We start from the raw sequence: 16068 nt of genomic DNA, 5'->3' as shown, positions 1-16068 counted from the left end.
TTCATAAGAAACAATATATCTTTATTGCGATTAACATAAGATAACAATGACCAAATATAAAGCTGACTCTTCTTGGAATATTGCAGTTGCCTCTCGCAGCTTTTCTCGCCACCCGGTCTTGAGAGAAGAACTTTTAGCCCGCTATCCTAAAGCCATCTTCAATGATGAAGGTTTAAGCTTAAAGGGCGAAAGTCTAGTCTCATTTCTTTCTGGTATGGACGGTGCAATCCTAGCTTTGGAACCAGTTACCGAAGAAGTACTTTCTCAACTCCCCCAATTAAAAACCATCAGTAAATACGGTGTTGGATTCGACAAAATTGATTTAGACGCCGTCATCAAGAAAAATATACACCTCGGGTGGACAGGTGGAGTAAATAAAAGATCTGTATCTGAATTAGCGCTTTGCATGATGCTCTCCCTAATTCGAAATATTGATCAGAGTTCTCGCAAAATTCGGGACGGACAATGGAAAATACTACCTGGCCGACTACTAAGCAATCAAACTATCGGCATAATTGGCTGCGGTCATATTGGGAAAGATCTCGTATCGATTTTAAAGGTACTGGGAAGTAAAATACTTGTACATGACATTAGGGATTACCCCGAATTCTATAAAGAGAACAGTATCCACCCAGTAAGCCTTGATGAGTTATTAGCTCAATCAGATGTAGTGAGCCTCCACATTCCGTACAATGAGACAACCGCGAATATCATTTCTAAACAGCGCCTCACAACGATGAAAGACAGCGCTATTCTGATCAATACAGCCCGCGGAGGCCTCGTTGATGAGGAAGCCTTGGAAAATGCTTTGCGAACAGGAAAACTAGCTGGGGCTGCTTTTGATGCATTCGCTATAGAACCACCCCAGAGCAAAGGCCTTATAGAATTGGATAATTTCTTAAGCACGCCTCACATCGGCGGCAGTGCGGACGAAGCAATTCTGGCCATGGGCCGGGCGGCCATTGAGGGTCTAGACAATAACCAACTACCCGAAAAGGGTGTTTTCCCTCAATGATCGGTTCTGAAAATTATGTAAAAATAGCCTACGTCATCCCTACCAAAGATCGTCCTGATGATTTACGGGTATTGTTTGCAAGTTTACAAAAACAAACAAGACAACCAAACCAGATTATCATTGTAGACGGTAGTGATCCAGCTATTGAACCCGTTTGTAATGAACATCCCGATTTAGATATTACCTACGTACGGTGTTTTCCGCCCTCTTTAGCGAAACAACGTAATGCAGGAATGGCAGCACTAAATGATGAGATAACTGTTGCAGGTTATCTGGATGATGATCTTGAATTAGAGCCTGAGGCAACTCAGAAAATGGTAGATTTTTGGATACAGGCGGATGATCAGGTTGGTGGTGTATCCATGTCTATCATTAATCAATCAGCCCCTTATCGCCAAAACTGGTTGAAATTTTTTTTGATGTATAGTGACCCAGCCGGAAGTGTGACAAGGTCCGGCTTTCACAGTGCAATCCCAACAGTAAAAGAGACCATTGAGACAAAATGGCTTTACGGTGGGGCAACGTTGTGGCATCGGAACGTAATTGCTAAATTTCACTATGACGAATGGTTTGTAGGCCACGGTTTTGGAGAAGATTTTGAATATAGTTATCGGGTCGGCCGTGATTATAAACTATTTGTCTTGGCAGGATCACGAACTTATCATCATGAACGCCAAATGGCAGATGCAAAAATGTATATCCTAGGTCGCCAACAAACCTATAACCGTTTCTATATGTTTCGAAAGATGGGGGATTTTTCCTCACTATTGTTTACATGGAGCATTTTCGGCCTCGTGTTTATGAATTTTTTGGCTCTTGTAAAAAAACCAGGTCAACCTACTCGAGATCGTTTAAAAGGAAATTTGCGAGGCATATGGGAAGCTCTTATCGATGGTAAAAAATCTTTTGCAGGACATTGGAAGTAATCCGGAAGTATTTGAGAAAACAAACCCGTAAATAAACAAGAAATACAGCCACAACACACAATTCCGTTTCTGTATTGATCACGAGACGTTTGAAGAAGATGCAACAGAAACCTTTAAAAATATGTGTTTTAGCCGCAGCCCGTAGCAGCCATACCTATCTGCAATGTGGAATTTTACAAGATTTTGGGCACCATGTGACCTTGGTATCGCCCGATGACGGCAAGTGCCCAGATGGCGTAAGACATGTCCCCTGCGCGATATCCTCTGATAAAGGAATTTTAGGAAAATTACGTTGGTTAAAAGCCATTTATAATGGCGTCAAATCTGTTGAAGCCGATGTTTATCACGCGCACTATGCAGCAGAACTTACCACTTGGATGGCTTGGCTTCTAGGTAAAAAACCTTTTATTATCAGCTGCCTGGGTGGTGATGTTCTTTTTGATGAACAAGGAACTCTTGGCCCCATTGGGCGCTGGATCACAAAACGTGCGTTAAAAAAATGTGACCATGTTACTGTTGTCTCGAACCACCTCGGCAAAACCGTCGAACGATTTGGAGTTCCCAGGTCAAAGATTCAACGCGTAATTTGGGGAGTAAATCATGAAATTTTTCACCCCGAGGGTTCAACACAACAAACTAGATGTCTTTGGGGCGTTACAGAAGATGCGCAAATAATTTTCAGTCCACGCATGTTAAAGCCTTTCTATAACCAAATGATGATGCTGGATGCCTTGAAAGAGGTTGTACAGCATAACCCAAAATCAGTATTAGTTTTTGCTACCTACAATCAGGATGCCAACTATCGGAAAAATTTGGAAGCCAGAACCAAAGAGTTAAATCTGGAAGACCATGTACGCTATGCACCGCCGATGAACCAACAAGAGATGATGCTCGCCTATAATAGTGCCGATCTTGTTATTAGCTTGTCCCCCTCCGATGGAACCCCTGTTTCAGTTATGGAAGCCATGGCCTGCGGAACCCCTGTTCTTATGGCTGACCTTGAACGCTATAAAGAGTTCTTTGCTCACAAGGAAACAGGGTGGTTTACAAAAATTGAAACCTCACATGTCGTTACTGCCATTTTAGAGTTGTTCAAGGATCAACAGAGTTATGAAACCTTGAGAACCAAAGGCATCGCCCTGATAAAAGAAAAAGCTGATTTACATTCTCAGTCACGTTTATTAGAAGAAACTTCCTATCATTTAATCGAACATAAATAGTGGCCTTTAATGAATTTTCCCGACTGTAAGATATTGGTTACCGGCGCAAACGGTTTTATTGGTCGCCATGTAATCCGGGAACTTGCCGCTCAAAACCAATCGCTTCTCCAAATTATTCGTATGGGTCAAGCTCATACTGCGCTTCCTAGCTGTTCTATAGATCTTTCTGATATAACTGAATTCCCAACACTACCAACAACAATTGAGACTATCTATCATTTAGCAGGACAAATTTGGGGAAATGAAACGCACGAAGCAATAATGTTGGATAATGTCATTTCTCTCGCTAAGCAGTGTAAAGCAAAGCGTATAGTTTATGCATCAACTTGTGCTGTTTATGGGCAAAATGCAATGAGTCAGGCAGTAGATGAGAGTATAGATGCAGCACCAGCTTCGCCTTATGCCAAAGGAAAATTACAGGGAGAAAAACGCTTAAAGTTTCTCAGTGAGAACTCTGATATCAAATCTACCATATTGCGGTACTTTAACCCCTATGGACCTCATCAATTTGCAAAAATGGCTGTGCCGAGTATGATCACAAAAGCTTTAGCCGACCAAAATATCGAAATTTTTGGGAATGGAGAACAAGTTCGAGATTTTATCTACATTACAGACTTGGCCAAAGCTACCATTGCGGCAACCGAAGTGGCGGGTGAATACCAAATCTTTAATATAGGTTCTGGGCAGGGGGAAACCATCAATGACCTAGCAAGAAAAATTATTGCCCAGAGCCAATCCTCAGCAAGAATCATCCACCTTCCCATTCCAGCAGAACGTGAAAAATTTGAGGTTCATTATCGAGTTGCAGATATTGGAAAGATCACAAGATTGAGTAATTGGAAGCCAAAAACAGATCTTTCTAGAGGATTAAAGCAGTTAGTGTCGGAGTATTATTAATGTGTGGGATAGCCGGCTTTATAAGAACTACGCCCGCCCAGCTTGATACAAGACAGATTCTATACAACTTATCCCATAGTATACCTCACAGAGGACCTGATGCTTCTGGTTTTGGAATCTGGAAGAAGGGTCGTCGTGTTGAAATCAACCACCAAACCCCCACGAATTTTTCGACAACTTCCCCTGATGTTGGCTTTGTTCATCGACGTTTGTCAATTATAGATACTAGCACTAATGGTCATCAACCCATACAAAGTGATGATGGTCGCTACGTACTTATTCAAAATGGTGAAATATATAACTACATAGAACTCCGAGAAAAACTTAAAAAGCTTGGCCATACGTTCCATACGGCATCAGATACAGAAGTTCTTCTTAAAAGCTTTATCCAATGGAACCACAAAGCTTTTAAGAAGTTTGTCGGTATGTTTGCCCTTGCTATTCTGGATACACAAAAGAATGAGCTTATTCTTGCCAGGGATTTTTTTGGTATAAAACCTCTTTTCTATGCCCCGACAACAGACGCTTTAGTTTTTGGTTCCGAAATTAAAGCACTCCTGACTTTTCCGGGGATTAATAATAAACCAAATTTATCAACCGTCCGCGATTATCTCTCTCTTGGACTTGTAAATAACAATCAGCAAAGTTTTTATTCTAACATCAATTCAATAGAACCCGGTCACTACCTGAAACTCAATACGAATACCCCCCACGACTTTCAAATTCATAGATACTATAAACGATCGACAACACAATTAACGACAAAAGATATTTCTTTCCAGGAAGCTACTGACCATTTGAGAGGACTCTTTATCAAAAGCGTAGAACTTCATATGCGGAGCGATGTTCCCTATGGAGCAGCCTTGTCTGGTGGAGTTGATTCAAGCGCAATTACCGCGGTAATGAGAACCATTTTACCAAGAGACAAGGCGATTCATACTTTTACCTATAGCACTCAAGGAACAGCTTTTGATGAAGAGAATTTTGCGGATCTGATGGTCAAAAAGGCAGAGCTAACATCTCATAAAGTTATCCTTACCTCACAAGATCTGCTCCGAGATATAGACAAGGTTATCACATACCAGGACGAACCTTTTGGTAGCACAAGTATTTACGCACAATACAGAGTATTTCAAAAAGCCCAAGACACAGGAATAAAAGTTCTATTAGGAGGACAAGGTGCAGATGAGATTTTAGCCGGATACCGATCATATTATTCCGCAGCTATTGCTGGTATGGTTCGCTCTGGACAAATCATAGATGCTATAAACCTTTGCCGAACTCTTTCAAAACAAGGCAAAGTATCCTTTGCGAATTTTCTTTTTCGCATAATTGCCCGTCTATGCCCTCCTCATGTAGGGAAACTAATTCATAAAAAATATGCTGAAGGGACGATAAACTCAGCGATTCATTGGCGCTGGTTTAGTGAAAAAGGTCATAAAGGAGAGTTTGCAAACCTCCCTGGTACTGCAAAAGATTTAAATGAAGCTCTAGCCGCAGACTTATGTCACTTCAACCTTCCAGGACTTCTTCGTTATGAAGATCGTAACAGTATGGCTCATTCTATCGAAAGTAGAGTTCCCTTCCTTACGCCTGAAATAGTTGATTTCACAGCATCTCTACCACCCGAATACCTCATAGGAAAAGATGGATGTGACAAGGCTGTATTTCGCGCAGCTATGCGATCCCTTGTACCCGACGAAATATTAAATAGGACTGACAAGATCGGGTTCCAGACCCCCGAAACCAACTGGTTTAACGAACTCTCTCCATGGATCAATCAAGTTTTACAGAGTGACAGTTTCAAACAAATTCCATTCATAGATTCGAATAAAGCTGTCAGGTTTTGGAATTCATTTGAACAAGGTAAAATTGAGTTTCCAAGGGCAATCTGGCGATGGGTTAATCTCGCCAAATGGGCTGAAATAAACGAGTTACAGTTTGATGAGTAATATTTCAAATGACCGAAAAAAAACTCTAACGTATATTTCTTTTGAGCCCTTAAGACAGGGGCATGCCTCCTACACTCACGTTATTGAGATTATTAATGGCCTCAAAGAGCAGGAGTGGGTTGTTAACCTTATTGCTCCAGAATACAAATCAACGCACCTCCCCGGTATTATTACACGATTATTCAGCTTCTTAAAGTTATGGTTGCGCTTATTGTTTTCTCCAAAAACAGATATCATATACACGAGAATGCACTTTGCAGGATTTATCGTTTCTCTAATTGCTAAGCTAAAACACATACCAATTGCGGTCGAAGTAAATGGCCCCTTTGAAGATCTCTACATAGCATGGCCTAGCGTAAAAAAATTTCGCTTTATATTTGACGGGCTTATGCGGAAACAAATGCAGCTAGCTTCGGTGATTATCTCAGTAACGCCAGGCCTAGAGCAATACTCAGAAAAAAAACTTTCCTGTTACAAGAAAAAGCCCTTTTTCGAAGTAGTTACAAACGGAGCAAACACATCTATCTTTATGCCAAAGAACCAACTCCCACCGAAATCTAACCTTTTCACGAAAGCTAATGAAAAGCCATATGCAGCTTTTTACGGAACGTTTGCCAAATGGCAAGGGTTGGATAATCTCTTAAATGCAGCAACCTCACCGTTTTGGCCTCCAGACTTAGAGCTTCGCCTTGCTGGCGACGGAGTTATGAGACCGCTAGTTGAAGAAGCTGCAGAAAAAAATAAACACATCGGTTATCTTGGACGCATAAATTACCAAGACATGCCATATTTCGTTTCAGAATCAAAACTATCTTTCGTTTTGACTCAGGATACAGATGGTAGAGGGCAATTCGGGCTCTACCCTTTAAAATTATTTGAAGCAATGGCCGCAGGCGTACCAGTTATCACTACTCGACTTCCTGGGCAAAAAGATATTGTAATAAATAATGATTGCGGAATCGTCATTCCGAACTCCTCGCCTGAAACCCTTTGCGAAGCCGTCACCTCCATTCACAAAAATCAAAGCCGTGCAAAAAAATACGGGTGGAATGGTAGGCAAGCAGCCGAAGAGCTCTACAGTTGGAAACAACTGGCAAAGCGTACAGATACAATTTTACAAAAATTGCTATAGTTATTCTTCATTTTTCCAGCTTAAAAACATCAGAGCAGGCCATAGATCACCCTCTCGGCTAGCTCCCTTTTGGTGCTCTTGCCAGCTTTGACGGATCATTTCCATATCCAGTAATTCGCAGACTTCAGCATTTGTGCTATTAACCAACTCTGCCCCCCAAGGTTTTAACTCTCCTCTTAACCAATCCCGGATCGGCACATCAAAACCCTTTTTAGGCCTGTCGACCAATTTTTGAGGAACGTATTTATACAACGTTTCTCTAAGCAGTTGTTTTAGGCCATCTCTCTGATTAATGTGCCACCCCGTTGGAAGAGACCAACAAAGCTTTGCCAGATCCTGATTTAAAAATGGGGTTCTTACCTCGAGAGAGGCCGCCATACTTGCTCTATCAACCTTTACCATCAAATCATCAGGCAAATAAATCAAGCCATCAGAAACCATCAAGGACTTTAGAACTCCAAAGCTGTCCATCTGCCCTTCATCTAAAGGCCACGTTCGCCCAAATTGCCAATTATCATCCAATGAAACACCTTTTAGAGGGAGGCCATCTCGCCAAAATCCTGAATAATGCTCTGAAAAAGCTCCTAAAGAATTTGCACAGGATTTGATCAATGATTTTTTGACTTTCGGGCCAAAACGGTTTGGTTTTTTCCTAAAAATGCCTGCCCCTTTGTCAATAACATGCCACGGAAGACCCGCGAGTGATCGAGCAAGATTTTCATTTTGCGTTCCATGTTTGCGACTATACCAATCGTTTTCTATTTGCAGGTATCGCGAATAACCTCCGAAGAACTCATCCCCTCCATCCCCAGAAATAGCAACTGTCACATGTTGGCGTGCAAGCTGACAGAGCAACATTGTCGGAATTTGTGATGGATCCGCAAAAGGCTCGTCATATACTTCTCGAATATTACCAATTAACTTTAGCGCATCACTTTCTGTAACAGACATTTCTGTGTGGTCTGTTCCCAGATGCTTGGCCACTTTTAAAGCCTCATCTGCCTCATTATAACGCTCATCTTCAAAACGTATCGTATAGGTCTTGATGGCATTATCTGATTGATTTTGCGCTAAAGCAGTTACAAGCGAAGAATCAATCCCTCCAGAAAGAAAAGTACCAATCGGTGTATCCGAAGCCAGACGTCTTTCGACCAATTGATTTAGAAGGCTATCAATATCGTTTAAAGCTTCTTCACGGCTTCCTGCGTATCCCGTATCTACAGACTTCTGCGCTTCAAAAGCTGTATCCCAATACTTCCTGTATGAAAGATTGTGATTACCAGCCAGTGAATAAATAACAATTTCCCCTGGCAATACTTTTTTTATATTTTCATAAATTGTCCGGGGAGCAGGAACATACCTCAAACGAAAATACGTTTGCAGAGCTTCTTGATCTATGTCGCCGAATGAAGCACCAAGATCTGGTAACCCTTTAAGCTCAGATGCAAAATAGAGCATGTCGTTTTGTTGGGTATAATAAAGTGGCTTTTCTCCAAAACGATCACGAACCAAAAAAAGCTTTTGCTCTGACCTATCCCACAAAGCAATTGCAAACATTCCATCTAACAGAGTTAATGTTTTTTCCAGTCCCCAACACGAAATAGCAGCAAGCAATGTTTCACTATCAGAATGCCCTTGCCACCTTTGGCTGGAAATACCGTCAAGCTTCTTACGAATATCCAGATGATTATATATCTCACCATTAAAGACCATCGTAAAACGAGCACAGTGCGAGTGCATCGGTTGACGACCCGCCTCGCTTAGGTCTCGAATAGATAGCCTACGAAAACCAAATCCTATATGCCCATCTTTTGAAACCCATTCATGAGCATCATCGGGCCCTCGATGACTAATCCTTTCTGCACTGGCACGAAGACGATTAGAAAGTTCATCATAGCTTTGATGAATTTTCTTTTGTATCACACCGACGTACCCACACATTTTAGCCCCTCTGCGATTTTAACAAATGCTATGACAATTCGTTTTATAGGACAAAGCTAGCTTGTCCAGAGCAATATAGAATTATACTCTAGTGCGCGATCCAAAGATTGTCAGAAACAGGAAAATTGTTTTGAATACATCAAAAAAAAATGTAATCTACACTACTATTGTAGGTGGTTACGACAATCTTATCGAACAACCTAAATACGCTGGTTGGGATTATGTGTGCTTCACCGACCAAAAATCACTTGGCTGGAGAACAAAACTTGGGCTATCAAACTGGAAAATAATCCCGTTTGCAAACCCTGGTGTTGATAACACACGCTATTCAAGAATGCCCAAATTATTACCGCATCGCTTTTTATCCGAATATGAATATTCGGTGTATATTGATGGCAATGCTCGACTTATAAACAACCCGACAAAGCTGCTTGATAAATTGTCTTGGCCAGATTTTGGCGCCGCATATCATCCTTTTAGGGATAACATTTATGATGAATTTACAGAATGCTCGGCTTTAGGAATGGATCTAGAAAGTACTTTTGAAAAACAAAAAAATTTCTATCTTGATCAGGGACTCCCCAATCCGTCACAGCTTATCGAAAATAACTTTTTATTACGCCGTCATAATCAAAGCAATATCAGCGAGCTACACGAACAATGGTGGGCTGAATTACTGCAGCACAGTAAACGCGACCAACTCAGCTTGCCTTATGTTAGTTGGAAAAAAAATCTTTGGCCAACGTTAATGCCTCAAGATCTTAAGCATAATTATTTTCGTAAAAAAGCTCATTACAGATCATTTTTACAAAGACTAAGTAATTCAATTAAAAAGAGATTAGATTAACTCACTTAACGTTGATTTTCATCTTCCGTTTTTATTGGTTGCCGAGACCAGATTAAAGTAAGAATTTTGAATAAAAAAGGAGCTACCTATTTACTTCAGGGAGAGACAATTTCTCTAGAGGTAAATGATGAGTTACTTAATATAATTACAAGAAAAATACTCATCATACCTGTACTTAAGGCGCAATATATCGCAACAGAATAACCATAATCACTAGCTATCGACATCATAACCATTGCCGATATATAGCCGGTAATGGAGAAACAAGAATATTGAACGGTATAATCTGTTCCTGCTGAAATATGACGGCTTTTATCCATCATCACAGTGTAAAAAACTGTAACCATCATTCCATAGCCAAAGTATATGCATATTATCACACCATAGATGATAAACGAGGATGAATACCCCCCAGCAGGCAGAAGTAAAGTTGCTATCGCCACCACCATAAACAAACCACATATCAGTATCGATGTTTTTCGCTTAAACATCCGAAGTAAGATACTGCCTGCAGAAAATGCCCCAAGAACCCCCGATATAGGACCAATTATATTGGTAGCTATGCCGATATGTTGTAGCGACCAACCAAAATCAACCAACATTGGCGTAAGAAGGGTGGCAACCGCACTAATACTTATGCTGAAGGCTATTAATGTAAGGATCCAGCTCAAATTCTCTCTTTTTGTCAAAAACTCTAAAGCTCGGAGATATCCCTTCCTGCCTGTTGTTCGAGCTATAGAATTAGAGCTATATAGGTGAGGCAGTACTGTGCCATGAACAGATGGCATTCCCTGTTCCTTGTACCTGCTTATCATGAACAGCGGGATTGTCGTCATTAGAGCTAAAAGAAACATACTTCCCTTCCAGCCTAACAAATCATAAGCCAACAAAACAAAACCGCCGCCAATTATAGATCCAATAAAGCCACCTGTTGTTTGGATTGAGTTACCAAGTCCTCTTTCATCTTTGGATAAAGATTTAACTGCCAGCGCGTCTACCGCAATATCTTGAGTGGCGGAACAAATACTTAAAAAACCTAGAGCCACCCCGAGCATGCCCAGACTTTCAGGTACGGGAAAAATAGCACCGAGTAAGATCGAAAAAACCATAAGCGGCTGTAAGATTAAAATCCAACTACGATAATGACCGAATTTACGAGATCCATAAGCATCAACAATAGGTGCCCATAAAAGCTTTATCGACCAAATCAACCCAAAGCTATACAACCAAGCTATAGAATTTAAATCCGCACCTTCGCTACGAAGTATTGCTGGTAAAGCGGTAAATATGAACGATATAGCAAGAAACTGAGAACAGTACAGTCCTCCAAGTAACAATATTTTTTCTTTAGAAATACAAGCCGACATAAAGAATACTTTTCATTTTAAGAGAAACGACAATTAACTAAGAGAGTTTTTTATAAAAAAGTTAGGATATCTGTTACCTCAAACAAGAATACGCTATGTCGATCAATTTCTTAGATGAATTCCCCATCAATGATGGATCCTGTTTTGATTTTTGGTGGAGCTTATTATGAACAAAGGAAAAAGCTACCTGGTTTTCCGGGTCCACAAACCCTAAACTTCCACCCATCCCGGCATGACCAAAACTATTTCTCGTTGGCCCAAAGGGGGCTAAATTATCATCTGTAAAAAAGACCCCAAGCCCAATTCGTACGAATGAGTTTGTCGCTTGATCTAACTGAGTTTTAGGTGCCGACATCAACTCTTTCATTAACTTAGGAGAAAACAGCGTGGGTTCTTGTTGCCCAATAACACTATATATTTTTGCCAAGCTCCTCGCGGTACCAAACCCTGAAATTGCTGGTGCTTCACATTCTCGCCAGGCATCGCTATTCGGATGGTAATTTCCATCACAGGGTTTGAAATAAAGCCTTTTCCAACCACCAAGCCATGGCATAACCCGGGCTGCAATGCTTAAGAATATTTGCGCACCTCTCCCGTATCCCGTACATACGGCAACTCGATCTTTCATGGACGGCAGTAGCTTCAAAGCATAATCTGCATCGTATGGCTTCGCGAAATATTTATCGAAATATTCAGAAGGCATCATCCCGCTGATTTTCCGTATGATTTCTCCAACGATGTGCCCAAAAGTAATTGCGTGATACGCCGTTTCAGTATCTGTCGGCCAAATAAGGTCGGACTTTTCAATAGCACCAATCATGCGGTCCCAATGATAGACGTCACCCGGTCTATTTGCCCTAAGTACCGGCAAGCCTGATCTATGTTGTAAGACATCCCTTATCGTAACGTTTGATTTTAAACTGCATTCTTTGTGGGAAAATTCTGGCCAATAGGTAACAACAGGCTCATCCAATTCTGCTAAACCTCTATCAATAAGGTGAAGTAAACAAACTGCGACCATCGCTTTAGATGCAGAAAAGGTACTTACTACAGTATCATGTTGCCATAAGCTATTTTGTAAAAGGTCCGCATATCCAGCCCAATAATCTAAAACTTTTTCCCCTTTCACATAAACACAAAGGCCAGCCCCGATTTCTTCACCCTGCTCAAAAAGACGTAAAAAAGCGTCTCTTAAGGGAAAGAATTTCTCCTCTGCCCAGGGTTCTTTACCCTGAGCAGGATTAAACAATTCATCCACGATACACAGCCTTAAAATTTAACAGCAAGTGTCGCTAGAACGGATCGTCTAGCACCTGGGGTCCAAAATTTTTCTGTGGAAATTTCAGCAGCGTATTTTTTATCCGTAAGGTTTTTGCCGTGGAGCGCCAGGCGTAAATTCTGGTAGTCGATACCAATAGAAGCATTTAAAAGCGCGTATGCATCACCCTCAATTTTATCATCATTTGCTAAATTATAATCAGTTTCAGATTGGTAAGTAATATCTGCCGTAATATAACCCGTAAGATCCTGCCCCAAATCCTTCTCATATGTGGTTGAAATCCGTGCCGTTAATTCCGGACTAATTGCGAAGTTATTTCCTTCGTATGACTGATCCTTACTTTTGGTTATCTCCGTATCTAGATATCCAACACTCCCCCCGATCTGCCACTCATCTGTCAGTAGAGCTGAAAGGTTAGCTTCTATACCACGTGAATAGGCTCGCTTTATATTGATTGCATTGAGTAAGGTGTCATAGGCTTGATAATTCGAGAAATCTGTATAAAACACCGCAGCACCATAAGAGATCCTGTCGTTTGCTAAACGGCCTTTAGCTCCGATCTCATAATTAATACTCTTTTCACTATCTACTTTCTGATTAGACGCATTAGAGGCTGCAAAGTTAACTGTTCCAGGTTTAAATCCTGAAGCAATCGAACCATAAATATTTGTAGAGGGTGTAAGTGCATAAGTAGTGCTAACTTTAGGCGTAAAACCATAAAAGGTTTCATCGTAATCCAACGTTGTTGAGGTACCACCAAAAGAAAATAGCTGATCAGCCTTGCGATCCACACGGGTAAATCGAGTACCCACATTAATATTCCAACGTTCTGTTACGTCATAACCTAAATACCCATACATCGCATAATTTTGAGTTTTCAAGTCGGTATCGTAAATAGCAGGATAAGCGGGAATATCTTGCTTAACGTTATTTCGTTCATGAGATACATAAGCCGCTGCAAGCCACGATAATGAACTATCGTCATCTACAGAAGAAAGCCTGATTTCCTGACTATAAATTTCTTCTTTGCTATCTATTTTGTAAGGCCAGGCAAATAGGGAATCAATTTTGGTTTGGCGCATGTTTGTTAAACTACGAAGCTCGGCTTCATCAAAATCATAGATCACATCAAAGGATCCTCCTCGTGAGTGAGTTTCCTCTTTCAGATTATCTGTGCTTGTAACCGTATAATTAGGTCTATCTGTCCAATAACGTGCGGGACCGTTGCGGTCAGATAAGTCCAGATTAAGTCTAAGTTCTAGGTTGTCATTAGGTAGGGCACGCAACTTCCCCTGCAGATACTTAGTGTCATATTTATCTGCATTTTTATCATCTGAAAGATTTTTAACAAAACCGTCGCCTGTCGTTCCAGAGATTGTGAATGATCCATAAAGCTTTTCATCCAGAATCGGGCCAGAAAGGTATAAATCCCCTTGGTAGTGATCACGGGTTCCCACACCACCTTGGATTTGCCCTTCAAATTCATCACTTGGTAATTTGGTTTCAATATTGATGGCACCAGCTATCGCATTATGGCCAAAGAGGGTACTTTGAGGCCCCCTTAAGACTTCGACCCGATCTGCATTTTTCAAAAGCATCATAGCTTGGCTTGCAGGTATCGCCACCCCATCAACAAAAACAGGAACAGAGCTATCTACGTAAGGAAGTTGAGCGCCAAGCCCCCTGATTGTAATTTGACTATCTCCACCATTTGCCCCAGTTCGAACAGACAAATTTGGTGTTTTTTGAATAATATCAAATACGGATGTTAAATTTTGTTTTTCAAGTTCATCTGCTGTAAAAACTTCCATACTAATGGGAACTTCTTGCTCAATCTCGTCCCGTTTTTGTGCTGTTACATACACAGGATCAAGCTGCATTTTACTCTCTTCATCTGTCTTACCTCCTTCAGCAAAAGCACCACTTCCAGGGACATTAATTAAGACAAACGCGCTACAGATTATGCAGCTAGATAACAAAGTTTTTTTATAACAATTTAACATGATATCTACATTCCAACAGTGTACGAAACAACGTTGGATGTTTTGAAGGATTATTTAAGAGTTCTCAATTGATGTTGTTTTCCCATTTAGTCCTTTTATTATCGCAAAGAGGTACTGGGGGCTTAGGGAGAGCTAAAGAGCAGCCGATGTTGCTTCACTCGGCGTAATTTTATGATATTTTCGAAAAGCTGTCGTAAAACTGGCCTGATTTGCATAGCCAACGTGTGCAGCTGTTTGCTGAATAGTTGCTCGCCCTGACCTGAGCATATTTTTAGCAACTTCCATTCGTGTACGCAGAACATAATGAGCTGGTGGATAACCGCAAATTTTTGGAAAATTCAATTTCAAATGCTTCTTGCTACAGCCAACTTCATCTGCAATGGCCTGAAGAGTTAGCTTCTTACCCATATTGCTCTTAATAAATTCGACTGCCTTATCAACATGCCGAACATCTTTAGCCAGAACCACCTGCTCTTCCGACTGTATTTTGTTCCTTTGCAACAGGTGTGTGAAGAAAGATTTTAAGACCTCTACCACCACTTGAATAAAATGTAACCTTAGATTTATCCCAGTCAACTCGGTACAAACTAGCCCTTTTAAAGCCTCGGTTATTGAAGGATTTGGACACCAAACCTTGTAATCTCGACCAGCTAGTAGATAAGTATTTAAACGGTCCTTTTCCCCATTATTTAGACAGTATTCTTCGATAAATAGCTTTAATTCATCTAAAGCAAAATGAATAACAACAGTTTCAATATTTCCAGGGAAAGATACCTGCTTGATTGTTAAAAGGCTCTCGTGGAACAGATAATAAATTTTAGGCGCTGTTTTATGCTCAATAGTGTTTTCACCTTGTTTTGTATGACCACTCCCCTCAAATCCAATATAAAGGCTTAACCCCGGTGGATTCGTTGCTTCAACATTATATTCGCCAAGAATCGCCCCCTTTAATGTACAGACTGTTAAACCAGGTAAAATTTTGCTTTCCCGAAAACATCCATTTATCAGGCCAGTTTCAAGATCAACTGCTTTATCCGATCTAGTTATTGTCAGATCTTCCACATTAAGCTTCAGGTGTTCACTAAAAATACGCAAATCCTCAACGCTATACTCGCGATCACTAAACTGCATTATCTGGCCTTTATAGCTACTTTTCTGATTCTAATTATCAAAAACAATTTAATGAGAATAGTTATCACTTGCAATATATTGATGCTTGTTTGCCATGGATAAGGTTACTTCGAGAACTTACTCAGCTTCGCTACTTACTGTTTTCACATTAAGAATTCGTTGTCTCACTCCTGACGGGCGCAAAAAAGCCCCCGCAGCTATTGCTGAGGAGGCTTTTAAGTACTTTATTGGTTGCGGGGGTAGGATTTGAACCTACGACCTTCAGGTTATGAGCCTGACGAGCTACCGGGCTGCTCCACCCCGCGTTAGGGTGATGTTTGTCCGTTGTTTTTAGGTTTTATATTACTTTTCCGAGCTT

General features: G+C 40.8%; 12 protein-coding genes and 1 tRNA gene. 7 read left to right on the top strand and 6 right to left on the bottom strand.

The genetic code is table 11. The features are described 5' to 3' along the window. Window positions 1–46: 46 nt before the first annotated feature. The 6 genes from ACN0W5_RS14155 to ACN0W5_RS14130 all read left to right on the top strand — a co-directional run bounded on the left by ACN0W5_RS14155 (window position 47) and on the right by ACN0W5_RS14130 (window position 7142). Window positions 47–1015: a phosphoglycerate dehydrogenase gene (locus tag ACN0W5_RS14155; RefSeq protein ID WP_417454748.1), complete on the top strand. Its 969-nt coding sequence runs from the start codon at window positions 47–49 to the stop codon at window positions 1013–1015. Continuing rightward, the gene (locus ACN0W5_RS14150; RefSeq protein ID WP_417454747.1) at window positions 1012–1941 is read left to right on the top strand and encodes a glycosyltransferase family 2 protein; all 930 of its coding nucleotides are present in this window, start codon (window positions 1012–1014) and stop codon (window positions 1939–1941) included. Before ACN0W5_RS14155 ends, ACN0W5_RS14150 begins: the two co-directional genes overlap by 4 nt. 98 nt (window positions 1942–2039) lie before the next feature. Then, window positions 2040–3161 carry a glycosyltransferase family 4 protein gene (locus ACN0W5_RS14145; RefSeq protein WP_417454746.1) on the top strand — a complete coding sequence of 374 codons (1122 nt, stop codon included), beginning with the start codon at window positions 2040–2042 and terminating at the stop codon, window positions 3159–3161. A gap of 9 nt (window positions 3162–3170) precedes the next feature. Next, window positions 3171–4058 (top strand): NAD-dependent epimerase/dehydratase family protein, encoded by an 888-nt coding sequence (locus tag ACN0W5_RS14140; protein WP_417454745.1) that lies wholly within the window; start codon window positions 3171–3173, stop codon window positions 4056–4058. Beyond that, window positions 4058–6010 carry an asparagine synthase (glutamine-hydrolyzing) gene (gene asnB, locus ACN0W5_RS14135; protein WP_417454744.1) on the top strand — a complete coding sequence of 651 codons (1953 nt, stop codon included), beginning with the start codon at window positions 4058–4060 and terminating at the stop codon, window positions 6008–6010. The genes ACN0W5_RS14140 and asnB (ACN0W5_RS14135) overlap by 1 nt, the downstream gene beginning before the upstream one ends. Beyond that, window positions 6003–7142, top strand: a complete 1140-nt coding sequence (locus ACN0W5_RS14130; protein ID WP_417454743.1) for a glycosyltransferase family 4 protein — start codon at window positions 6003–6005, stop codon at window positions 7140–7142. Before asnB (ACN0W5_RS14135) ends, ACN0W5_RS14130 begins: the two co-directional genes overlap by 8 nt. Here ACN0W5_RS14130 and asnB (ACN0W5_RS14125) read toward each other — a convergent pair whose 3' ends face one another. Beyond that, window positions 7143–9083 (bottom strand): asparagine synthase (glutamine-hydrolyzing), encoded by a 1941-nt coding sequence (asnB, locus tag ACN0W5_RS14125; protein ID WP_417454742.1) that lies wholly within the window; start codon window positions 9081–9083, stop codon window positions 7143–7145. It abuts the gene before it with no gap. A 130-nt stretch (window positions 9084–9213) separates the two neighbouring features. Here asnB (ACN0W5_RS14125) and ACN0W5_RS14120 point away from each other — a divergent pair, with 130 nt between their 5' ends. Next, entirely contained in the window at window positions 9214–9930 is a 717-nt protein-coding gene (locus ACN0W5_RS14120) for a glycosyltransferase domain-containing protein (RefSeq protein WP_417454741.1), read from the top strand. 95 nt (window positions 9931–10025) lie between these two features. Here ACN0W5_RS14120 and ACN0W5_RS14115 read toward each other — a convergent pair whose 3' ends face one another. The 5 genes from ACN0W5_RS14115 to ACN0W5_RS14095 all read right to left on the bottom strand — a co-directional run bounded on the left by ACN0W5_RS14115 (window position 10026) and on the right by ACN0W5_RS14095 (window position 16015). Continuing rightward, a complete protein-coding gene (locus tag ACN0W5_RS14115) occupies window positions 10026–11297 on the bottom strand; it encodes an MFS transporter (protein WP_417454740.1) in 1272 nt (423 codons plus the stop codon). A gap of 73 nt (window positions 11298–11370) precedes the next feature. Continuing rightward, window positions 11371–12555 carry a serine hydrolase domain-containing protein gene (locus ACN0W5_RS14110; RefSeq protein WP_417454739.1) on the bottom strand — a complete coding sequence of 395 codons (1185 nt, stop codon included), beginning with the start codon at window positions 12553–12555 and terminating at the stop codon, window positions 11371–11373. A gap of 11 nt (window positions 12556–12566) precedes the next feature. Continuing rightward, window positions 12567–14579, bottom strand: coding sequence for a TonB-dependent receptor (locus ACN0W5_RS14105; RefSeq protein ID WP_417454738.1), 2013 nt, complete (start codon window positions 14577–14579; stop codon window positions 12567–12569). 132 nt (window positions 14580–14711) lie between these two features. Beyond that, window positions 14712–15710 carry a helix-turn-helix transcriptional regulator gene (locus ACN0W5_RS14100; RefSeq protein WP_417454737.1) on the bottom strand — a complete coding sequence of 333 codons (999 nt, stop codon included), beginning with the start codon at window positions 15708–15710 and terminating at the stop codon, window positions 14712–14714. 228 nt (window positions 15711–15938) lie between these two features. After that, window positions 15939–16015: transfer RNA gene (locus tag ACN0W5_RS14095), tRNA-Met, on the bottom strand. Window positions 16016–16068 lie beyond the last annotated feature (53 nt).

Source organism: Kiloniella sp. (assembly GCF_048270245.1).
GTDB lineage: Bacteria > Pseudomonadota > Alphaproteobacteria > Kiloniellales > Kiloniellaceae > Kiloniella.
The sequence above is the reverse complement of the archived record's forward strand: the minus strand, read 5'-3'. Positions and strand labels throughout refer to the sequence as shown.

Coding starts and splice junctions, on each gene's coding strand:
- asnB (WP_417454742.1), bottom strand. CDS start 9,083: ATGTGTGGGTACGTCGGTGTGATACAAAAGAAAATTCATCAAAGCTAT.
- ACN0W5_RS14100 (WP_417454737.1), bottom strand. CDS start 15,710: ATGCAGTTTAGTGATCGCGAGTATAGCGTTGAGGATTTGCGTATTTTT.
- asnB (WP_417454744.1), top strand. CDS start 4,058: ATGTGTGGGATAGCCGGCTTTATAAGAACTACGCCCGCCCAGCTTGAT.
- ACN0W5_RS14115 (WP_417454740.1), bottom strand. CDS start 11,297: ATGTCGGCTTGTATTTCTAAAGAAAAAATATTGTTACTTGGAGGACTG.
- ACN0W5_RS14105 (WP_417454738.1), bottom strand. CDS start 14,579: ATGTTAAATTGTTATAAAAAAACTTTGTTATCTAGCTGCATAATCTGT.
- ACN0W5_RS14130 (WP_417454743.1), top strand. CDS start 6,003: ATGAGTAATATTTCAAATGACCGAAAAAAAACTCTAACGTATATTTCT.
- ACN0W5_RS14145 (WP_417454746.1), top strand. CDS start 2,040: ATGCAACAGAAACCTTTAAAAATATGTGTTTTAGCCGCAGCCCGTAGC.
- ACN0W5_RS14140 (WP_417454745.1), top strand. CDS start 3,171: ATGAATTTTCCCGACTGTAAGATATTGGTTACCGGCGCAAACGGTTTT.
- ACN0W5_RS14150 (WP_417454747.1), top strand. CDS start 1,012: ATGATCGGTTCTGAAAATTATGTAAAAATAGCCTACGTCATCCCTACC.
- ACN0W5_RS14155 (WP_417454748.1), top strand. CDS start 47: ATGACCAAATATAAAGCTGACTCTTCTTGGAATATTGCAGTTGCCTCT.